The 21,492-nt window shown below is 71.7% G+C and carries 16 protein-coding genes; 3 read left to right on the forward strand and 13 right to left on the reverse strand.

Annotated features, from left to right (window positions below; all coding sequences use genetic code 11):
- Window positions 1-6 precede the first annotated feature (6 nt).
- From VFV67_RS05470 to VFV67_RS05505, 8 genes are all read right to left on the reverse strand, one after another.
- A complete protein-coding gene (locus VFV67_RS05470) occupies window positions 7-1,467 on the reverse strand; it encodes a neutral zinc metallopeptidase (protein ID WP_326467688.1) in 1,461 nt (486 codons plus the stop codon).
- A gap of 94 nt (window positions 1,468-1,561) precedes the next feature.
- Complete coding sequence (locus VFV67_RS05475) at window positions 1,562-2,950, reverse strand: neutral zinc metallopeptidase (protein WP_326467690.1); 1,389 nt, start codon at window positions 2,948-2,950, stop codon at window positions 1,562-1,564.
- 47 nt (window positions 2,951-2,997) lie between these two features.
- A complete protein-coding gene (gene glgB, locus VFV67_RS05480) occupies window positions 2,998-5,184 on the reverse strand; it encodes a 1,4-alpha-glucan branching protein GlgB (RefSeq protein ID WP_326467692.1) in 2,187 nt (728 codons plus the stop codon).
- Window positions 5,185-5,300: 116 nt separating this feature from the next.
- Window positions 5,301-5,729: a CBS domain-containing protein gene (locus tag VFV67_RS05485; RefSeq protein ID WP_326467694.1), complete on the reverse strand. Its 429-nt coding sequence runs from the start codon at window positions 5,727-5,729 to the stop codon at window positions 5,301-5,303.
- An 86-nt stretch (window positions 5,730-5,815) separates the two neighbouring features.
- Window positions 5,816-7,183: a maltokinase N-terminal cap-like domain-containing protein gene (locus tag VFV67_RS05490; RefSeq protein ID WP_326467696.1), complete on the reverse strand. Its 1,368-nt coding sequence runs from the start codon at window positions 7,181-7,183 to the stop codon at window positions 5,816-5,818.
- A complete protein-coding gene (treS, locus tag VFV67_RS05495; RefSeq protein ID WP_326467697.1) occupies window positions 7,180-9,000 on the reverse strand; it encodes a maltose alpha-D-glucosyltransferase in 1,821 nt (606 codons plus the stop codon). Before treS ends, VFV67_RS05490 begins: the two co-directional genes overlap by 4 nt.
- Window positions 9,001-9,129: 129 nt before the next feature.
- Window positions 9,130-10,080, reverse strand: coding sequence for a zinc metalloprotease (locus VFV67_RS05500; RefSeq protein WP_326467698.1), 951 nt, complete (start codon window positions 10,078-10,080; stop codon window positions 9,130-9,132).
- 41 nt (window positions 10,081-10,121) lie between these two features.
- Window positions 10,122-12,119 carry a maltotransferase domain-containing protein gene (locus tag VFV67_RS05505; RefSeq protein ID WP_326467700.1) on the reverse strand — a complete coding sequence of 666 codons (1,998 nt, stop codon included), beginning with the start codon at window positions 12,117-12,119 and terminating at the stop codon, window positions 10,122-10,124.
- A gap of 116 nt (window positions 12,120-12,235) precedes the next feature.
- Here VFV67_RS05505 and glgP point away from each other — a divergent pair, with 116 nt between their 5' ends.
- Entirely contained in the window at window positions 12,236-14,794 is a 2,559-nt protein-coding gene (gene glgP, locus VFV67_RS05510) for an alpha-glucan family phosphorylase (protein ID WP_326467701.1), read from the forward strand.
- A 10-nt stretch (window positions 14,795-14,804) separates the two neighbouring features.
- Here the strand turns inward: glgP and VFV67_RS05515 are convergent, their stop codons facing one another.
- Window positions 14,805-15,893 (reverse strand): hypothetical protein, encoded by a 1,089-nt coding sequence (locus VFV67_RS05515; protein WP_326467702.1) that lies wholly within the window; start codon window positions 15,891-15,893, stop codon window positions 14,805-14,807.
- A gap of 145 nt (window positions 15,894-16,038) precedes the next feature.
- Window positions 16,039-17,046 (reverse strand): NAD(P)/FAD-dependent oxidoreductase, encoded by a 1,008-nt coding sequence (locus VFV67_RS05520; RefSeq protein WP_326467703.1) that lies wholly within the window; start codon window positions 17,044-17,046, stop codon window positions 16,039-16,041.
- Window positions 17,047-17,130: 84 nt separating this feature from the next.
- Here VFV67_RS05520 and VFV67_RS05525 point away from each other — a divergent pair, with 84 nt between their 5' ends.
- Window positions 17,131-17,715, forward strand: a complete 585-nt coding sequence (locus VFV67_RS05525; protein ID WP_326467704.1) for an XRE family transcriptional regulator — start codon at window positions 17,131-17,133, stop codon at window positions 17,713-17,715.
- Between the two features lie 62 nt (window positions 17,716-17,777).
- Entirely contained in the window at window positions 17,778-18,164 is a 387-nt protein-coding gene (locus VFV67_RS05530) for a VOC family protein (protein ID WP_326467705.1), read from the forward strand.
- Window positions 18,165-18,177: 13 nt separating this feature from the next.
- Here the strand turns inward: VFV67_RS05530 and VFV67_RS05535 are convergent, their stop codons facing one another.
- The 3 genes from VFV67_RS05535 to secD form a co-directional block, all read right to left on the reverse strand.
- A complete protein-coding gene (locus VFV67_RS05535) occupies window positions 18,178-18,738 on the reverse strand; it encodes a hypothetical protein (protein WP_326467706.1) in 561 nt (186 codons plus the stop codon).
- A 159-nt stretch (window positions 18,739-18,897) separates the two neighbouring features.
- On the reverse strand, window positions 18,898-19,164 hold the full coding sequence (locus tag VFV67_RS05540) for a hypothetical protein (protein WP_326467707.1): 267 nt from the start codon (window positions 19,162-19,164) through the stop codon (window positions 18,898-18,900).
- 50 nt (window positions 19,165-19,214) lie between these two features.
- Window positions 19,215-21,467, reverse strand: coding sequence for a protein translocase subunit SecD (gene secD, locus VFV67_RS05545; protein WP_326467708.1), 2,253 nt, complete (start codon window positions 21,465-21,467; stop codon window positions 19,215-19,217).
- Window positions 21,468-21,492: the final 25 nt, after the last annotated feature.

Consider the following 21,492-nt stretch of genomic DNA (forward strand, 5'->3'; position numbering starts at 1 on the left):
GGGGCCTCAGTTGCCGATGTTGGTGCAGCGGCCGGAGCCGTCGAAGTAGCCGATGCGGAAGGCTTCGACGCGGGCGAAGCCGATGATGGTCTGCTGGCCCTTGACGTCGGCGGCGATGAGGCTGTTGTCGCGTAAGAGTTCCGCGACGGCTTCGTCCAGGTCGCCGACGGCAAGGCGGATTCGGGTGCCCTCTTGGGGTTTGTCGACGAAGGCGGTCCAGGCGCCGGTCAGGCAGGCGGTGCGCAGGCCGGCTTCGTCGCCTTCGAGGGGGGCGCCCAACGACTTCTGGATGCCGAGGGCGTAGCGGGAGACGATCTCGGCGAACGCCGCGAAGTCGCCGATGCCGGCGCCGTTCTCGCCCGGTTGCTCGTTGCGCTTGGGTGGGGTGGCGAGTTGCTTGAGCTTGGCCATGTCCATGGCGACCACGTGCTGGTCGGGGCAGTAGGCGACCGGGGAGGTGGCCGAGCCGTTCTGGCACCGGGCGCCGTCGGCCTTGAGCTGGGGCGGGGTGGCCTTGGCGTTGTCCTTGAAGGCCTCGTCCAGGCTCTTCTTGAACTCGTCGAAGACCTCGGCGTCGTCGATCGGGGCTTCGCCCTTGCTCTGCTCGTCCTGCTCGGTGCGCTTCTTCTCGGCGATCCGGCTGTTGATCTCGTCGGAGTCCATCTCGGCGCACCGGCGCGGGCCCTTGGTGTAGCCCTCCTGGAACGCGAACACCCGGTCGAAGGCCAGGCCGTGCGCGCCGCGGGTGTTGGCCGAAAGGCCGGCCGGGTCGCGGATGAAGAACATGGTGGCCAGCACCTTGTTCAGGCCCTCGCCGCTGTTGAGCTGGAAGTGCTTGGCCTTGCCATCGGCGACGTAGGCGAAGAAGTTGCCGGCGTAGCAGTCGGCCTGCTGCTCCTTGACGATCGTCGGCGTGGTCTGGCTGATGTTGCTCTTCTCCAGCAGCCGGTACTGGATCGCGTGGCCCATCTCGTGGGCCAGCACGGTCACCACCGCCATCGGACCGAACTGCTTGTCCAGCAACGGAAGCAGCTGGCCGCGGTCCCAGGCGATGCTGTCGTCCTGGCCGCAGTAGAACGCGTTGACCAGTTGCGCCGTGCTCTGGCCGCAGATCTTGATCGCCTTGCCGTCCGAGTCGTAGGAGATCAGGCGGCGCAGCGGCTGGAACTGTTCCCCGTCGAAGTTGGCCGGCAGCTGCTCGGACCAGTAGTCGTAGATGTCGGCCAGTGCGTTGATGGCCAGCCGGTCCATCTCGCCGCCGTCGCCGTTCTCGAACCCCAGCTCGGCGTCCGGAACCCCCTCGCGCGGTCCGGTCGGCCCGTCGGTGACCGGTTTGCCGCCCACCGTCTTGGTGTCGATCTCACCGATCCCCAGGGCGGTTCCCGGTACCGCAGTGGAGCACCCCGCGATCGGTAACACCGCGACAACCGTCGCCGCCAGCGCGAGGGTCAGCCGTAACGTCCGCAATGTTCGTCCTTCCCAGGGGTTCTCTAGAGGCACCCTACTTGTCGCGCCGGAGACCCCGGGGCGCATTGCGGACAGTCGCGGCGAAAGCGACAGCTCAGGCCAGGCGGCAGGCCGGTACGCCCTGGACGGCGCCGCCGCGGAATGCCGAGACCCGCTCGAACCCGGTCGGAATCGCCTTTCCGGCGCCGTCGCGGCCGGCGTAGTCGAACCGCAGCAGCACCTGGATCGCCTCGTCCAGATCGCCGGGGGACAGGGTGAAGCCCTGGGTCCGGGTGATCAGCGTGCCGGTGTAGGCGCCGGCGAGGCAGAGCACCTGGCGCTGCGCGTCCGGGCCGTCCAGCGGTTTGCCGAGGCTGGCCAGCGCGGCCAACCCGAACCGGCTGGCCAGGATGGTGCCGGTGGCGTAGTCGCCGATGTCGGTGTGCAGCTCCGGCAGCTCGCCCTTGGTGGCCACGTTGATCTCGGTGCTCTTCGCGCAGAACGCCACCGGACCCTGGTCGCCGGAGCAGTCCGGCTTGTCGTCGACCGGCTTGAGCGGCAGCGCGGTCCACTGCTTGCCCTGCGGCCCGACCACCACGGTCTGGAAGTACGTGTTGAGGTCGTCCTTGATCGCGTCGAGCAACTGCTCGAACGGCAGGTTGCCGCCGCGCTGGGCGTCGTCCGGATTGAGGAAGCCACGCAAGGTGAACGTGCGGTTCTCCACGCTCATGTCGGCGCACAGCTTGACGCCCTGGTCGAAGCCGTCCTGGAACGCCGACACCCGGTCGAACGCGTCGCCGTGCGCGCCCTTGTCGGTCGCCTCGGTGCCGATCGGGTCCCGGAACGTGATCAGCGACTCCAGCGCGGAGTCCAGCCGGTCCTTGGACCCCTGCAGGTGCTCCGCCTTGCCGTCGGCCACCCAGCGCACGAACGCCCCGGCGTAGCAGTCGGCCTGCGCCTCGACCAGGATCGTCGGGAACTTCTCCGGGTTGCGGCGCTGCTCGGCCACGGTGAGCCCGGCCCGGCGCTGCACCGCGTGGCCCATCTCGTGCGCCAGCACCAGCATCACCGCGGCCTCGCCGAACCGGTCCCGCAGCACCGGCAGCAGCGCCGCCCGGTCCCAGGCGATCACGTCCTCGGTCGGGCAGTAGAACGCATTGCCCTCCACGTCGATGGACCGCCGGGCGCACGGCGGCGCATCGGACTCCTCGCGCGCGGTGTCCACCGAGTAGAACCCGCCGGACAGGTCCTGCCACGGCGAGCCGAACGTGGCCGGGAAGGTCTGCCGCCAGTAGCTGAGCACGTCGGTGACCACGGTCGCGGCCAGCATGTCGATCTCGCTGCCGTCGGTGTTCTTCACGAACGACGGGTCGACGACGGGCGTGTTCGAGTCGTGCTTGGTCACCACCGAGCCGTCGGTCACCGGGCTGCCCTCCACCGCGGTGGTGCAGGCGGCCAGGGTGGCGACGACCGTGATCAGTACGGCTGCTCGGAGGATGTGCACCCGTCCAGTGTGCCTGGCCCGGGCGCCGCCGTGGGGCCGCATCGGAATTACTCGGGGACCAGCCACACCACCCCCTGCGGCGGGAGCTGCAGCAACGCCGAGGCCGGCCGCCCGTGCCAGGGCCGGTGCTCGGCGTGCACGGCGCCGAGGTTGCCGACCCCGGACCCGCCGTAGGGCTCCGCGTCGGTGTTGACCACCTCGCGCCAGCGGCCGGCCCGGGGCAGCCCGATCCGGTAGTCGTGGTGCGGCACGCCGGCGAAGTTGGCCACGCAGGCCAGCTCCGCGCCCGGCTGCTCCGGGGCGAACCGCAGGAAGCTGGCCACGTTGTTGCCCGAGTCGTTGGCGTCGATCCAGGAGAAGCCCTCGGGCCGGTTGTCCGCGGCGTAGAGCGCCGGGGTGTTCCGGTAGACCGCGTTGAGGTCGGCCACCAGCCGGCGCAGCCCGTCGTGCCGCGGGTCGCCGAGCAGGTCCCAGTCCAGCGAGTGGCCCTCCGACCACTCGCCGATCTGCCCGAACTCCCCGCCCATGAACAGCAGCTGCTTGCCCGGGTGCGCCCACATGTAGGCCAGCAGGGCGCGCAGCGCGGCCGCCTTGTTCCAGTCGTCGCCGGGCATCCGGCCCCACAGCGAGCCCTTGCCGTGCACCACCTCGTCGTGCGAGAGCGGCAGCACGTAGTTCTCACTCCAGGCGTACATCAACGAGAAGGTGAGCTCGTTGTGGTGGAACGAGCGGTGCACCGGATCGTGCCCGACGTAGCGCAGCGTGTCGTGCATCCAGCCCATGTTCCACTTGAACCCGAAGCCCAGGCCGCCGACCCGGGTGGAGGCGGTGACGCCCGGCCACGCCGTCGACTCCTCGGCGATCATGACGATGCCCTGGTGGTGCTTGTAGACCGTGCCGTTGAGCTCCTGCAGGAACCGCACCGCGTCCAGGTTCTCCCGGCCGCCGTGCACGTTGGGGCTCCACTGGCCCTCCTCGCGGGAGTAGTCCAGGTAGAGCATCGAGGCGACGGCGTCCACCCGCAGGCCGTCGATGTGGAACTCCTCGATCCAGTACAGGGCGTTGGCCACCAGGAAGTTGCGCACCTCGTTGCGGCCGAAGTCGAACACCAGCGTGCCCCAGTCGGGGTGCTCGCCGCGGTGCGGGTCGGCGTGCTCGTAGAGCGGGGTGCCGTCGAACCGGGCCAGCGCCCATTCGTCCTTCGGGAAGTGCGCGGGCACCCAGTCCATGATCACGCCGATGCCGCGCTGGTGCAGGGCGTCGACGAAGTGCCGGAACTCGTCCGGGGTGCCGAACCGGGCGGTCGGCGCGTAGTACGAGGTGACCTGGTAGCCCCACGAGCCGCCGAACGGGTGCTCGGCCACCGGCAGCAGCTCGGCGTGGGTGAACCCGTTCTCGGCGAGGTAGTCGCCGAGCTGGTCGGCCAGCTCCCGGTAGCCGAGGCCCGGGCGCCACGAGCCGAGGTGCACCTCGTAGATGCTCATCGGCGCCGCGACCCAGTGCGTGGCGTCCCGCCGGGTCAGCCAGTCCGCGTCGGTCCAGCGGTACTCGGAGACGGTCACCACGGACGCGGTGGCCGGCGGAACCTCGGTGCCGAACGCCATCGGGTCGGCCCGCTCGTGCCAGCGACCGTCCTGGCCGAGCAGCCGGAACTTGTACCGGGTGCCGGCCGGCAGGCCCGGGACGAACAGCTCCCACACCCCGGAGGAGCCCAGCGAGCGCATCGGGTTGGCCCGGCCGTCCCAGCCGTCGAAGTCGCCGGTCACCCGCACGCCACGGGCGTTGGGCGCCCAGACCGCGAACGAGGTGCCCGCGACGGCCCCGGTCGGGGTGTCGTAGGAGCGCACGTGCGCGCCGAGCACGTCCCACAACTGCTCGTGCCGGCCCTCGGTGAACAGGTGCAGGTCCAGCTCGCCGAGCGTGGGCAGCCAGCGGTACGGGTCGTCCACCAGCACCGGGTCGCCGCCGTAGTCGATCTCGAGCAGGTACTCGCCGGGCGGCTCGGGCAGCTCGGTCACGAACAGCCCGTCGCCCGCGTGCTCCATCGGATGGCGGCGCTCGCCGGCCAGCAGCGTGACGTTCTTGGCCTCCGGCCGCAGTGCCCTGGCCACGGTGGTTCCGGCGTCGGTGGAGTGCACGCCAAGGACCGAATGCGGGTCGTGGTGCGCGCCGCCGAGCAGCCGCTCGAGATCCTCGGACGGGGGGAGTGCCGGTCGCAGCCCTTGCTTCTTCACGCCGCCAATTCTGCCGTCCGGCCAACCCGCACGCTCAACACCGCCGATCAACGTGCGCGAGTCCCCGATTCCGGCAACCGAGACGCCGGTTCGGGTTCGGCGGAAACCGCAACCGGTCAGCCGCCGGCGATGTAGGACTCGAGTTGCTCGCGGTCGCTTTCCAGCTCGCCGATCCGGCTCTTGACGACGTCGCCGATGCTGACGATGCCGATCAGGGTGCCGTCCTGCACCACCGGCATGTGCCGGATCCGGCGCTCGGTCATGGTGGCGGCCAGGCTGTCGACGCTGTCGGTGGGCAGGCAGGTGACCACCGAGGTGGTCATGATGTCCATGACCCGGGAGTCGAGCAGGGCGGTGCCGCGCTCGTGCAACTGGCGCACGACGTCACGCTCCGACACGATGCCGACCACCTTGTCGTCCTTGGTGACGACCATGGCGCCGACGTTGTGCCTGGCCAGCTGGGCGACCAGCCCGGCGACCGAGAGCCCGGGCTCGACCGTCGCCACGGTCGAACCCTTGCTGCGCAGCACATCCGAGATCCGCATAGGGACACCCCGATCCGTCCACTCACAGTTACTGGCCGTGTCGATCAGGTTAACCAGAGTCGCCGCATTTCCGAAAGTCGACGGCGTCAGGCCACCCGAAAAGACTCGCGCCGGATCGCCACCAGCGGGATGGGCAGCCAGTCCGGGCGGTTGTGGTGCTCGTAGGCCACCTCGTAGACCGCCTTGTCCAGCTCGAACGCGCGCAGCAGCCGGTACTGGTCCCGTGGGTCGCCGGCCACCTTGGCGTACCCCTCGCAGAACGCGCTGCGGTTTCGGTCGGACCACTCGGTCGCCCTGGTCAGCAGCTGGCGGTCCTCCTCGGCCCCGGCCAGCAGGTGGAACGCCGCGTAGTCGAACGAGCGGAGCATCCCGGCCACGTCCCGCAGCGGCGAGCGGGGCAGCAGCCGCTGCTGCGGGCTGGCCGCCGGCTCGCCCTCGAAGTCGATCAGCACCCAGCCCATCGTGCTGCGCATCACCTGGCCAAGGTGCAGGTCGCCGTGCACCTGCTGGACAACGACCGGCTCCTCGATCGAGCGGACCTCGTCGAACGCCATGCGCAGCACCTCGGCGTGCTCCCGCAGCTCCGGCACCTCGGCAAGCACGGCGTCCAGCCGGGCGTGCATGGCGTCCACCTCGGCCGCGATCTGCTCCACCCCGACCTGCTCGCTGCCCAGCACGCTGGCCAGGTCGGCGTGCACCTCGGCGACCGCCGTGCCCAGCCGGGCCGCCTCCCCGGCGAAGTCCCCGCCCACCTCGTCGGCGTGCAGGTCGCCCTCGGCCAGCAGGTCCCGCACGCTCGCCGTCGCCGTCGCCCAGCCCTCCACGCCGTCGGACAGGAACCGCTGCAGGAACGCCAGCACCACCGACCTGCCGGTCAGCGAGCCGTGCACGGCGCCGAGCGGGTTGGCGATGTGCACGCTGCCCGCGGCGCGCAGCGCACGATGCAGCTCGAGATCCCGGCTGTTGCCGACGGACGCCCGGCGGTACAGCTTGAGGATGTAGTCCTGGCCGTAGATCACCGAGGTGTTGCTCTGCTCGACGCCGACCGGCCGGGCCCGCATGCCGGGTTCCACCTCGGCGTCCGGCTCGGTGCGGAACAGCAGCCCGGCGCGGTCCTCCCCGGCGACGACCAGGTCGAGCAGCCGGCCCATCAGCTCCGGGTCGTGCGGCGCGTCGTAGGCGTACAGCTCGCCGGACCGCCCGATGGCCGCGTGCCCGAGCACGTCGCTCAGGTGTTCCCGCACTCCGATCATGAGCTGGTAGACGTCGCCGCCGCTCACCTCGACCAGCGCGTGCACCAGGGCAGGCTCGCCGTCGATGACCGTCGCCGCGCGCACCGTGCGGATCTCGTCGACGCCCCGGCCCTTCTGCCCGAACCAGCGCTGCTCGGGCAGCCACCGGCGCAGCGCCTCGTGCAGATCGGCGACCAGTTCCTCAGGCTGAATCTCCCTCACCGCACTTCGCCTTCCTCCCCCTGATTGGTGATCTGGAACCAGTAGAACCCGTGTCCGGGGAGGGTCAGCAGGTAGGGCAGCTCGCCGATCGGCGGGAAGCCCACGCCACCGGTCAGCTCGACCGGGATCCGGCCGGTCTGGTCGGACAGGTCCAGCTCGACCGGCTGCGGGAACCGGGACAGGTTGTTCACGCAGACGACCAGGTCCTCGTCGCCGGTGCTGGGGTCCACCCAGCGGCGCAGGTAGGCCAGCACGCTCGGGTTGGACGAGCCCAGCTCGGTGAAGTCGCCGAGCCCGAACGCGGCGTGCTCGCGGCGGACCTGCAGCATTCGCCGGGTCCAGTGCAGCAGCGAGGAACCGTTGTTGGAGTGGGCCTCCACGTTGAGCGCCTGGAAGCCGTAGACCGGGTCCATGATCACCGGCAGGTAGAGCCGGCCGGGGTCGCAGCGGGAGAACCCGGCGTTGCGGTCCGGGGTCCACTGCATCGGGGTGCGCACCCCGTCCCGGTCGCCCAGCCAGATGTTGTCGCCCATGCCGATCTCGTCGCCGTAGTAGAGCACCGGCGAGCCGGGCAGCGAGAGCAGCAGCGCGGTGAACAGTTCCTGCTGGTTGCGGTCGTTGTCCAGCAGCGGGGCCAGCCGGCGCCGGATGCCGATGTTCGCCTTCATCCGCGGATCCTTGGCGTACTCGGCGTACATGTAGTCGCGTTCCTCGTCGGTGACCATCTCCAGGGTCAGCTCGTCGTGGTTGCGCAGGAAGATGCCCCACTGGCAGTGCGAAGGGATCTGCGGGGTCTGGGCCAGGATCTCCGAGATCGGGAACCGGGACTCGCGCCGCACGGCCATGAAGATCCGCGGCATCAGCGGGAAGTGGAAGGCCATGTGGCACTCGTCGCCGCCGGAGCCCGGGTCGCCGAAGTACTCCACCACGTCGGCCGGCCACTGGTTGGCCTCGGCCAACAGCACCCGGCCCGGGTACTCGTCGTCGACCACCTTGCGGCAGCGCTTGAGGAACTCGTGCGTGCGCGGCAGGTTCTCGCAGTTGGTGCCCTCGGCCTCGAACAGGTAGGGCACCGCGTCCAGCCGGAACCCGTCGATGCCCAGGTCCAGCCAGAACCGCAGGACGTCCAGCATCGCCTCCTGGACATCGGGATTCTCGTAGTTCAGGTCCGGCTGGTGGGAGAAGAACCGGTGCCAGTAGAACTGGCCGCGCACCGGGTCGTAGGTCCAGTTGGAGCTCTCCGTGTCGACGAAGATGATCCGTGCCTTGGGGTAGCCGGTGTCATGGTCGGCCCACACGTAGTAGCCGCCGTACGGGCCGCCCGGGTGATTGCGGGATTCCTGGAACCACGGGTGGGCGTCGGAGGTGTGGTTGAGCACCAGGTCGGTGATCACCCGGATGCCCCGCCGGTGCGCCTGGTCCAGCAGGTAGACGAAGTCGTCGACGTCACCGAACTCGGGCAGCACGGCGCGGAAGTCGCTGATGTCGTAGCCGCCGTCGCGCAGCGGCGAGGCGTAGAACGGCGGCAGCCACAGGCAGTCGATGCCCAGCCAGTCCAGGTAGTCCAGCTTGTCGGCGAGCCCGCGCAGGTCGCCGGTGCCGTCGTTGTTGGAGTCGTTGAACGCCCGGACCAGCACCTCGTAGAACACCGCGGTCTGGTACCAGGCGGGGTCCGGCTGCGCCGCGCGGGCGTGCCGGAAGTCGCCGGCCTGCGGCTCGATCAGGTGACCGTCCTCGGTGAACGCCTCGCCGGTATGCGGGACGCCGGCCAGGCCGAGCGCCGCATCCGGACGTGGTTCGCCTAAGGGCTCCGTCATCTCAGACCCATTCCTGCGCGGCCGTCATTGGTCGTGTCCATCGTTATCACGCCGGACGGATCTCGCAGGACAACAGGTCTGGCGGGCCCGGCGGGAGTGATCATTCCCGACGGGCCCGCCGATTGCCAGTCAGGCCCGGAAGGCGTTCCAGGAACTGTTCATGCGGGTGGACTGGCCGGGAGTGAACTGGTTGTAGCAGCTGTCGAAGGAGTAATCCATGTAGTTGTGGATCGGGTCGACACCCGCTGCCGAGCAGGTGTTCTTGCCCACCGGACAGCCGTCGGTCGGGCTGCGCTGCGCGGGCGTGTCCGCGACCCGGTCGTTGGTCGTGCTGCAGCCGCCCTGGAAGGTGTGGAACAGCCCGAGCCAGTGGCCGACCTCGTGGGTGGCGGTCTTGCCGAGGTTGAAGTTCGCGATCGGGCCGCCGGGCAGCGAGCCCCACTGGATCACGACACCGTCCAGGCTGGGCGCGCTGGCGTAGCTGGACGGGAAGGTGGCGTAGCCGAGGAAACTCGTGTTGGTGGACCAGATGTTGAGCGTGCCGGCGTCGCCCACCCGGGTGGCGGTCTTCAGGGCCCGCTCACCGGCCGCCGAGTCGGGGTCGTTGAACCAGGCGTTGTTGACGTGCCGGCGGGTGGACTGCAGGACGAAGGAGAACCCGGTGTTGGCGGCGACGCCGGGTGCCTCCTGGCCGGCGAAGTTCTGGTTCATCTCGGCGATCTGCGCGGCGATCGCGGCGTCGGAGACGTTGCCGGTGCCGTTGGTCGCGGAGACCACGTGGAACACCACGGGGATCGTGGCCGCGGCGACCCGGAACCCGCCGGTGCTGGCGAGCTTGGCGTGCAGCGCGCGTTCCATCGCGGCGGCCTCGGCGGGGCTGACCTCGTTGCGTTCCACCGCGGCGTGGCCGGGGCGTGAGCGGGCGGCGGCGTGTGCGTCCTCGCCGCAGCCGAGTTCGATGGCGGGCACGGGAGCGGGGGCCGGCGCGGGAGCCGGCGCCGCGGTGGCGGACGGGGTGACCACCAACGCGGCGATGCCTAAAACGGCAGCGGACAGAATGGTGCAGGGTCGGGTAAGCATGCGCTGACCCTAAGTGTTGATCACCCTCCGCGACTAGAGGCTTACGTATGGCGTGCGGACGGTTTGATCACGCTCAGGATGTGCGCCACCGCGTGGTGCGGGTCGAGCCGCACGTAGTTGGCCTGGCCCCACTCCCAGGTCTCGCCGCTGACCTCGTCGCGCACGGTGAACCGGTCCGACCAGTCGATCCCGAGCGCGGGCAGGTCCAGCCACAGGGTGCCGTCCTGCGGGTGCTGCGAGTCCAGCGTGACCACCACGATCACGGTGTCGCCGGAGCCCGGGTCCACCTTCGAGTAGGCGATCATCGCGTGGTTCTGGATGTCGTGGAACCGCAGCGTGCGCAGCTGCTGCAGGGCCGGATGCGCGCGCCGGACCGAGTTCAGCCGGGTGATCCACGGCTCGAGCGAGCGCCCGTCGGCGAGCGCCCCGGCGAAGTCCCGCGGCCGCAGCTGATACTTCTCCGAGTCCAGGTACTCCTCGCTGCCCTCGCGCACCGCCTGGTGCTCGAACAGTTCGTAGCCGGAGTACACACCCCAGCTCGGGGCCAGCGTCGCGGCCAGCGCCGCCCGTAACGCGAACATCGCCGGGCCGCCGTACTGCAGCGACGCGTGCAGGATGTCCGGGGTGTTCACGAACAGGTTGGGCCGCGCCTCGTGGGCGTGCTCGACCAGCTCCATCCCGAACTCGATCAGCTCCTGCTTGTGCGTGCGCCAGGTGAAGTACGTGTAGGACTGGGTGAACCCCAGCCGGGCAAGGCCGTAGAGCCGAGCCGGCCGGGTGAACGCCTCGGACAGGAACAGCACGTCCGGCTCGACCGCCTTGACCTTGCCGATCAGCCAGTGCCAGAAGTCCGGCGGCTTGGTGTGCGGGTTGTCCACCCGGAACACCCGGACCCCCTGCGCCACCCAGTGCAGCACCACCCGCAGCATCTCGGCGTAGGCGCCCTCGGGGTCGTTGTCGAAGTTCAGCGGGTAGATGTCCTGGTACTTCTTGGGCGGGTTCTCCGCGTAGGCGATCGTCCCGTCCGGCCGGGTGGTGAACCACTCCGGGTGCGCCCGCACCCACGGATGGTCCGGCGCGCACTGCAGCGCGAAGTCCAGCGCCACCTCCATGCCCAGCTTGCGGGTCCGCGCCACGAACGCCCGGAAGTCGGCCAGCGTGCCCAGCTTGGGATGGATCGCGTCGTGCCCGCCCTCGGCCGCGCCGATCGCCCACGGCGAGCCGACGTCCTCCGGCACCGAGATCACGCTGTTGTTGGGGCCCTTGCGGTTGAACCGGCCGATCGGGTGGATCGGCGGCAGGTAGACGATGTCGAAGCCCATCCGGGCGATCCGGTCCAGCTCGTCCATGGCCGTGCGGAACGTGCCGTGCACCGGCTTGCCCGCCTCGTCCACCCCGCCGGTCGACCGGGGGAACAGCTCGTACCAGGAGCCGAACAGCGCCCGGGTCCGGTCCACCTGGATCTCGTACTCGTCACCCGCGGTGACCAGCTCGCGGATCGGCCGCTCGACCATCAGCCGGTGCACCGGCTCGGACATCGACTCGGCGATCCGGGCCGGCAGCGGGCGGCGGGTCTGGCGCAGCGACTCCGCCGCGGCCAGCAGCAGGCCGCGCTCCTCCTCGGCGTTGGGCGTGCCGGCCACCTCCTTGGCCGCGCGCTCCAGCAGCCGGGCCCCGGTTTCCAGGTCGTTGGCCAGTTCCTCGGGGCCCTGCGCCGCGGCGACCTTCACCTCGACCGTGTGCCGCCAGGTCGCCCACGGGTCGCTCCAGGCGTCCACTCGGAACGTCCAGGAACCCGGCGCGTCCGGGACGATCGTGGCCGTCCAGCGGTCCAGCCCGATGCCGTGCGGCACCATCCGGGTCCGCCGCTCCGACCCGTCGTTCGGGCCGCGCCAGGCGACCGTGGCGGCCACCGCGTCGTGTCCCTCGCGCCACACCGTCGCGAACACCGGAACGTGCTCGCCGACCACCGCCTTCGCGGGGTAACGGCCACAGCTGACCACGGGGACGACGTCGTCGATGCCCAGTCGGCCACTCACCGGCGGTGCCCTCCGTCCTCGTCGGCACTCTGCTACAAGTCTGCCCGGCCGGTGGGGTGCTTGCTCGATACAGGTCGTCGAATCCGGATCATCGTGGGTGCTCTAAGGTCGCCAGGATGAGAGCAGTACGTCGTTTCACCGTGCGGGCCGGGTTGCCGGAACCGTTGGCCGAGCTCCGGACGCTGGCCACCAACCTGCGCTGGACCTGGCACCCGCCCACCCAGGATCTGTTCGCCGCGGTCGACCCGCGGGCCTGGGAGCGGCTGGGCGACCCGCTGCGGCTGCTCGCCTCGGTTCCCGCCGAGCGGCTCGAGGCGCTGGCCGCCGACTCCGAGTTCCTGGCCAGAACCTCGGCGGTGTGCGACGACCTGCGCAGCTACCTGACCGAGCCGCGGTGGTACCAGCGGCGGGTCGGCGAGCTGCACGCGCAGGACCACGGTCCGGTGCGGATGCCCGACTCGATCGCGTACTTCTCCATGGAGTTCGGCGTCACCGAGGCGCTGCCGAACTACTCCGGTGGCCTCGGCGTGCTGGCCGGCGACCACCTCAAGGCCGCGTCCGACCTGGGGGTGCCGCTCATCGGCGTCGGGCTGCTCTACCGGTTGGGTTACTTCCGCCAGTCGCTGTCCCTGGACGGCTGGCAGGTCGAGCACTACCCGGTGATCGACCCGAACGCGTTGCCGCTCGAGCCGCTGGTCGAGCCGTCCGGCGCGCCGATCCTCGTGCACGTGTCCATGCCCGGCTCGCGGATCCTGCGGGCCCGGATCTGGAAGGCCAGCGTCGGCCGGGTTCCGTTGCTGCTGCTGGACTCCGACATCGAGGACAACGACGACGACCTGCGCGGCGTGACCGACCGACTCTACGGCGGCGACCAGGACCACCGGATCCGGCAGGAGATCCTGGCCGGGATCGGCGGCGTGCGGGCGGTGCGCACCTACTGCGAGCTGACCGGCCACGTGCAGCCGGAGGTGTTCCACACCAACGAGGGGCACGCCGGGTTCCTCGGCCTCGAGCGGGTGCGCGAGCTGGTCTCCGGCGAGGGGCTCGACTTCGACCAGGCGCTGTCCTCGGTGCGCGCCGGGACCGTGTTCACCACGCACACCCCGGTGCCGGCGGGCATCGACCGGTTCCCGATCGACCTGGTGCAGCACTATTTCGGCGACGGCTCGCTGCTGCCCGGCATCGACGTGCACCGGGTGCTCGCGTTGGGCGCCGAGGAGAACGTCGGCATGTTCAACATGGCGCACATGGGACTGCGGCTGGCCCAGCGGGCCAACGGGGTGTCCCGGCTGCACGGTCAGGTCAGCCGGGAGATGTTCGGCAACCTGTGGCGCGGCTTCGACACCGAGGAGGTGCCGATCAGCTCGGTAACCAACGGCGTACACGGGCCGACCTGGGCGGCGCGCGAGATGACCAGCCTGCTCGGCGAATCGGAGCCGGGCGCGGAGATCGGGCCGGACGGGCTGCGGCCGGCGACCGACGCGCAGCTCTGGGAGCTGCGCTGCGGGCTGCGCGAGCGGCTGGTGCACGAGGTGCGCAGGCGGGTGCGGGCGGCCTGGCTGCAGCGCGGCGCGTCCGCGCTCGAGCTTGGCTGGACCGAGACCGTGTTCGACCCGGACGTGCTCACCGTCGGCTTCGCCCGCCGGGTGCCCACGTACAAGCGGCTCACGCTGATGCTGCGCGATCCCGCCCGGCTCAAGGCGTTGCTGCTGCACCCGGAGCGGCCGATGCAGCTGGTGGTGGCCGGCAAGTCGCACCCGGCCGACGACGGCGGCAAGGCGCTGATCCAGCAGATCGTGCGGTTCGCGGACGATCCCGAGGTGCGCCACCGGATCGTGTTCCTGCCGGACTACGACATGTCGATGGCCCGGTACCTGTACTGGGGTTGCGACGTGTGGTTGAACAACCCGTTGCGGCCGCTGGAGGCGTGCGGCACCTCGGGGATGAAGTCGGCGTTGAACGGCGGCCTGAACCTGTCCATTCGGGACGGTTGGTGGGACGAGCTTTCCGACGGCACCAACGGTTGGGCGATCCCGACCGCGGACGGCGTGAGCGATCCGGTGCGGCGCGACGACCTGGAGGCGGCCGCGCTCTACGAGCTGATCGGCGCGCAGGTGGCGCCGTTGTTCTACGAGCGCGGCGACGACGGCGTGCCGGCCAGGTGGCTGGCCCGGGTGCGGCACACGCTGGCCTCGCTCGGGCCGCGGCTGCAGGCGTCCCGGATGGTGCGGGAGTACGTGGAGTCGCACTACACCCCGGCGGCCACCGCGGTCGGCCGGGCCACCTCGGACGGCTACAAGCTCGCGCGCGACCTGGCCGCGTACCGGGCGCGGTTGGCCGGGGCCTGGCCGCACATCCGGATCACCGACACCGAGCTGAGCATCGACGACGGCGGCGCGCCGGTGGTGGGGCAGCGGATCCGGGTGTACGCCAGGGTCGACCTGGCCGGCCTGGACCCGGCCGACGTCGAGGTGCAGGCCGTGGTGGGCCGGGTCGGTGACACCGACGAGCTGATCGACGTGGTGACCGCGACCATGAGCCCGGAGCCGGACGGCCGTTACGCCGGTGAGCTCGCGCTCCCGCACACCGGCTCGATCGGCGTCACCGCGCGCGTGCTGCCCCGGCACGAACTGCTCGCCACCCCGGCCGAGCTGAGCCGCGTGGTGCTCGCCTGAGGCGTCCCGCTCAGCACACCTCGAGGCGGCTGCGGGTGCTGGCCACCCGGGGCCACCAGGGGACCAGCTTCTCGGCCTCGCCGATGATGGCGCGGGCGGCGCGGTTGTCACCGGCGGCCATGTGCGCACGGGCCAGGGTGGCCAGGTCGTCGGCGCGGCCGAGCACGTCGTCGCCGGCGCCCGCGGCCAGGCGGGCGAGGGAGATCGCCCGGTCGAGGTTGCCGCGCAGCAGGGCGAGCAGGGCCCGGCAGCCGTTGAGCTTGTGGCTGGGGTAGCCGAGGGTCTCGGCGTTGGACAGCGCCGTCGATGCGGTGGACAGGCCCAGCTCCGAGTCGAGCTGGCCGGCCTCCACGGTGGTGCAGGCCAGTCCGGCGAGCGCGGCGAACGACACCGCGGCCTCGTGCGGCTCCTGGTCGAGCTGGGAGGCGAGCTTCACCGCAAGCACCATCGCCTCGACGTAGCGGCCCTGCGCCTCGAGCACCACGATCCGGGCGGCGATCGCGGTGCGCAGGTCGGGGTAGAGCTTGGCCAGCCGCAGCGCCATCCGCTCGGCGGTGACCAGATCGCCGTTGCGCGCGGCGTCCACGGCCTGGCCGGTCAGCGGCGCCGCCTCCAGCTGGCGCACCTCCCGGCCGGAGAGCTTGTGCAGCCGGAACAGCAGCCACCCGGTCGAGGTCGAGCTGGCCGTCTTGCGCGGCACCAGCGCGTACGCCACCACGAGGCAGCTGGTGATCGCCACCCCGTGCGCGACCGCCTGGTCGGTCTGGACGGCCGAACCCACCGCGACGCCGGCCGCCACCGCCCCGCCGAGGGCCGAGCACAGGGCCGCGCCCCACATCCGCGGCCGCACCGGCGCCCGCCATGGTCCCACCGACACGGACAGCAGCAGCGGAACCGCGCGCAGCACCACCGGCCGCGCCGCGCTGCCCCACTCGAACAGCCGGGGCCCGAACCCGATCACCACCCGGTGCACCCGCACCCCGAGCAGCAGCGCGCCGGCCAGCATGCCGGCCTGCAGCCCGACCAGCCCGACCAGCACGCCGAGCACGGCGCCGGCCAACCCGAGGGCGATCCCCCGCGCCGACCACTCAACGGCCACGAGGGTAACCACCGTGACCAGTACGAGCGCCCGCGCAGGACTCAACCACCCCACGATCTACAGACGCTACGCCGTCGCGTCGGCCGGCCCCATGACCCACCGCGCGACCAAAAGGGCAACGGCACTCCAGTTACCCCCAGGTGTGCTACCTACCGTGCCGCCGGTTGCCGGCCGCCGGCTCGGCCGGCCGCGACTCGGAGCCGGCCGGGAACCGGCCGCGGGCGGCGGCGACGGCCTGCTGGGCTTCCTCGGCGACCAGGTCGGCGTTGATCTGGGCGGCGGCGGTGGCGCCGGCCGCCGCGGCGGTACCGACCTGGGCGGACAGATCGGTGACGTTGCCGGCGACCCAGACCCCGGGGACGCCGGTTCGGCCGGTGGCGTCGGCCGGAATGTGCTCGCCCATCCCGGACGGGTGCTCCTCGGCCCGCAGGCCCAGCGCCGCCAGCGGGCCGGTGCGCGCGGTCATCCGGGTGGCGACGACGAGCACCCCGCGGGCGACCACGGTGCCGTCGCGCAGCCGCACGCCGGTGATCCGGTCCCCGGCGACGTCCACCGCCGCCACCTCGCCGTCCACCACGCGGATGCCGCGGGCGGCGAGCTGTTCGGCCTCGTCCGGGGTCGGCGGCCGGGTGTGCGAGAAGTACACGACGTCGGCGCTCAGCTGCCGGAACAGCAGCGTCTGATGCATCGCCATCGGCCCGGTGGCCAGCACGCCGATGGGCTGGTCGCGCACCTCCCAGCCGTGGCAGTACGGGCAGTGCACCACGTCCCGGCCCCACCGCTCGCGCAGCCCCGGGATGTCGGGTAGCCGGTCGGTCAGCCCGGTGGCGACCAGCAGCCGGCGGGCCAGAACCGTCCGGTCGTCGGCCAGGGTCACCGCGAACCGGCCGGCGGCGCGGTCCACGGTGCGCACCTCGCCGGTCGCCAGTTGCCCACCGTACGACCGGACCTCCGCCCGGCCGCGGGCCAGCAACTCGGCCGGCGGTGTGCCGTCTCGGCCGAGCAGCCCGTGCACCGCGCCGGCCGGCGCGTTGCGCGGGTCGGCGGCGTCGATCACCAGCACCGACCGGCGCGACCGGGCCAGCATGAGTGCCCCGGACAACCCCGCGGCGCCGCCGCCGATCACCACCACGTCGTAGTCCTGTTCGGTCATCGTGACCACCTCCTTGGCCGCCGACCATGCCCCGGAGCCGGCCGGTTTGGCAAACTAAGTTGCCGATATGGCAAACTCGGCCGGGTGGACGACGACCTCGACGGCGCACTCGACGCGGTGGGCCCCCGGCTGCGCGCGCTGCGCCGGCAGCGCGAGGCCACCCTGGCCGAACTCGCCGCGGCCACCGGCATCTCGGTGAGCACGCTGTCCCGGCTGGAGTCCGGCGCCCGCCGGCCGACCCTCGAACTGCTGCTCCCGTTGGCCCGGGCGCACGGCGTCACCCTCGACGAACTGGTCGACGCCCCGCCCACCGGCGACCCGCGGGTGCACCTGCGCCCGGTCACCCGACACGGCATGATCATGATCCCGCTCACCCGCCGGGCCGGCGGAATCCAGGCCTACAAGCTCGTGCTGCCCGCCAGCACCCACCGCCGGGAACCCGAACCCCAGACCCACGAAGGCTACGAGTGGCTCTACGTCCTCAATGGACGACTGCGATTCATCCTCGGCGAGCACGACCTGATCCTCACCCCCGGCGAAGCCGCCGAGTTCGACACCCGAACCCCGCACTGGTTCGGCGCCGCCGACCCCCACCCCGTCGAGTTCCTCAGTCTCTTCGGCAAACAAGGCGAACGCGCCCACCTCCGCGCCCGTCCCGCCGGCCGGTGATCCTGGCCGCACCTGGTTTCGGCCGGCTCGGCGGACGAGTCCGGCGCGCGTAGGGTCGCGGGGTGGCCTGCAGGATCACCGAGCTCGTCCTCGACTGTGCCGACCCGCAGCGGTTGGCGGATTTCTGGTGTGAAGTCCTCGGTTACGTCGAACTCGGTCGGGAGGGCGAGGATGTGGAGATCGGGCCGCCCGGGGTCGGCTTCGGCGGGCCGCAGCCCACGCTGGTGTTGAGCCGCAGCACCGAGCCCAAGCGCGGGAAGCTGCCGCTGCACATCGACGTGAACCCGACCGACCGCGATCAGGACGCGGAACTGGAGCGGCTGCTCGCCGCCGGTGCGCGCAGGGCCGACATCGGCCAGACCGGCGACGAGTCGTGGCACGTGTTGGTCGACCCGGAGGGGAACGAGTTCTGTCTGCTCCGGCGCCGGGTCGAGGCGGCGGCGAGCTGACCGGCGGCGCGCGTCAGCGGGTCAGATACCGGCCCATGGCCAGGCGGGACTCGGCGTTCTGCAGGGCCACGACGGAGATCGTGTGCAGCAGTGCGGGTTCGGGGTAGCCGGCGGCGCGCAGGGCTTGCAGGTCGGTGGGCGCCATCTGCCAGGGGGTGCGACTGAGCTTGCGGGCGAAGGTGTCCAGCAGGGTTTCCCGGTCGTCGCGTGGGGTGTGCCCGGTCAGTTCGTCGGCGCGGGCGCGGTCGCAGCATTCCTGCGCGGCGGCGGCCGCGAGCAGCCGGCGCTCGCGCCGGGTGAGCGGCTCGTCGGTGTCGAACAGATAGCCGCGCCAGCTCTGCCAGGCGTCGGCGACGGCCGGGTGGACCCGGAACTCGACGGGGACCACCGGCCAGGAGGTGCGGTCCGGCCGGGGCACCGGTTGCTGGTCCCGCCGGGGCGTGAACGCCGGCAGCGGTGAGGCGTAGTCGAACTCGATGCCCGAGGCGTCGGCCACCCGGGTCAGGTAGTTGAACATGGCCACCACGACCACGGCCGTCTCGACGTCCTCGGTGCCGAGTTCGGCCTGGGCCAACTCGGCCGTGACCGCCCACGGCCGTGCGGTCAGGGTGGCGGCCAGCCGGGCAAGGGCGGCGTCCCGCTCCGGCAGCCGGTCGTCCTCGCCCTTGAGGACGGCCTCGGACAGCGCGGCATCGCCGCTGGCGGCACGCAGAAACTCTGCGTGAGCCGACGTTCAATAGAAGCACTGGTTGGTGCGTGAGGTGACGCTGCTGACCAGCTCCCGGTCCGCCCAGCTCAACCCCGACCGGTGCAGCGACCCCGAGATCGCGAACGTCCGGCGCATCAGCTCCGCGTCCAGGCTGTGCGCCCGCACGATCCCCGGCGCATCCTCGTGCGGCGGCCGGTAGACCTCGGGAATCGGCCTGGCCGCCATCGCCGCGTACACCTCGGCGAGCGCCCCCTCCGCCTCCCGCCGCGCGATGATTCGTAACCAGGCCATGGTCCGCACCGTAGATCACGCCGCTCCGGTCCGGCCAGAGTCCGGATCGATCAGGAGCCGGCCCTGGTGGGGTAGCGGTGGTTGAGCAGGATGGCGACCGGGGCGGCGGTGGCGATGGTGGAGATGGTGCCGGCGAGGAGGCCGAGGAGGAGGGCGAGGGCGAAGTCGGCGAGGGAGCCGTCGCCCAAGAGCAGGAGGGTGGTGAGGACGAACAGGACGCCGATGCCGGTGTTGACGGTGCGCGGGAGGGTTTGCAGGATGGCGCGACCCATGGCTTGGGGATACGGGGTTCGGGGTGATTGTGCGCGGAGTTCGCGGAGGCGGTCGAAGACGACGACCGAGTCGTTCACCGAGTAGCCGATCACGGTGAGCAGGGCGGCCAGGAACACGCCGTCCATGGTTTTGCCGAGCCAGGCGAAGACCCCGAGGATGATCAGGACGTCCTGAGTGAGGGCGACGACGGTGGCCAGGCCGAGGCGCCAGTCGAAGCGCACGGCGAGGTAGCCGAGCTGGGCCAGCACGGCGGTGCCGAGCGCGATCAGGGCCTTGGTGCGCAGTTCCGCGCCGAGGCTGGGGCCGATCTGTTCGTCGCGGATGGTCGTCGCCGCGCCGGTGACGGTGGCGACGGCGTCCCGGACCCGTTCGGCGGCGGCCTGATCCATCGGCTCGGTGCGGATGGTCACGGCGGTGTCGCCGGAGGACTGGACGACGGCGCGCGGGAACCCGGCGCCGGCGACCGCGGAGCGGACCTGCTCGACGTCGGCGGCGGCCGGGGTGGCGTACTCGAGGACCCGGCCGCCGGTGAACTCCACGCCCAGTTGGGGGCCGGCGACGATCAGGCCGGCGATGGCCAGGGCGACGGCGGTGCCGGCGGCGAGCAGCCAGCGGCCGGGCCGGGACAGGAAGCCGGGGTCGCGGCGGTTGACCCAGCGGCGGACCCGACCCGCGCGGGTCAGGCCGGACCAGCGTGGATGTGCGCCGAGGCCGGCGCGCAGGGCGAGGTGCAGCAGCAGCCGGGTGAGCACCAACGTGGTGAACATGGCGGCGAGCACGCCGATGCCGAGGGTGACGCCGAAGCCCCGGACCGGCCCGGAGGCCAGCCAGAACAGCAGCCCGGCGGCCAGCAGGGTGGTCACGCTGGAGTCCACGATGGCCGACCGCGCCCCGCGGAAGCCGCGGTCGACGGCGCGGGCCAGCGAGCCGGTGCGGCCAGCCGCGTACTCCTCCCGGGTGCGTTCGAAGACCAGCACGGTGGCGTCGACGGCCATGCCGATGGCCAGCACCAGCCCGGCCAACCCGGGCAGGGTGAGGGTGGCGCCCAGCGCCAGCAGCGCGGCGTAGGAGATCGTGGCGTAGCCGAGCAGCGCGAGCACCGCGACGGAGCCGGCCAGCCAGTAGACCGCGAGCAGGAACACCGCGGTCAGGGCGAGCCCGATCACGGCGGCGCGGGCGCTGTCGGAGATCGCGGCGGCGCCCAGCGTCGGGCCCACGGTGCGCTGCTCGATGATCTCGACCGGCACCGGCAGGGCGCCGGCCTTGATCAGCAGCGCCAGGTCCGCGGCCTCGGACCGGGAGAACTGGCCGGTGATCAGGGTGGGGCCGCCGGTGATCCCGACGCCGCAGCGGATGGTCGGGTTCAGCTGCGGCGAGGAGATGATCTCCTCGTCCAGCACGATGGCCACCCGGCGGGTCGGCTCACCCGGTGCCGAGCACGCGGCCCGCGCGGTCAGCCGTTCCCAGGTGCGGGCGGCGTCGTCGTGGAACTCGACGGCGACATGCCAGCCCGGTCCGGACTGCGGGTCGGTGCCGCTGCGGGCCTCGGCGACCCCGGCACCGCTGAACATCGCCGGCCCGACCCGCACCGGCCGCCCGTCCTCGTCGGCGAGCACCCGGCTGCCGTCGACGGCCGGGCCGGCCGGCGCGGTACCGGGCGGCTGCACCGACAGCACCGGATGGAAGGACAACTGCGCGGTCCGGCCGATCACCTCCGTGGCCGCGGCGGGATCCTGCACCCCGGGCAGCTCGACGATGATCCGGTCGGTGCCGGAGCGCAGCAGCAGTGGCTCGGCCACGCCGAGGGCGTCCACCCGGCGGCGCAACACCTCCAGCGTCCGGTCGGTGGCCTCGGCGTCGGCGACCGCAGTCGGTGAGTCGTGGGTCCGCAACACGATCTGGGTTCCGCCGCGCAGGTCCAGACCCAGGCGCGGGGCGGTGGTCAGCAACAGGTAGACGGATGCGACGAGGACGATGGCGGACACGACGGCGCGCCCGACCAGTCCACGTCGCGCGGTGGTGCGCGACATGACAAACCCTCCACAGAGGACAGAC

The sequence above is a fragment of the Actinophytocola sp. genome, from assembly GCF_035762905.1.
In the GTDB taxonomy this organism is placed as follows: Bacteria; Actinomycetota; Actinomycetes; order Mycobacteriales; family Pseudonocardiaceae; genus DASYTH01.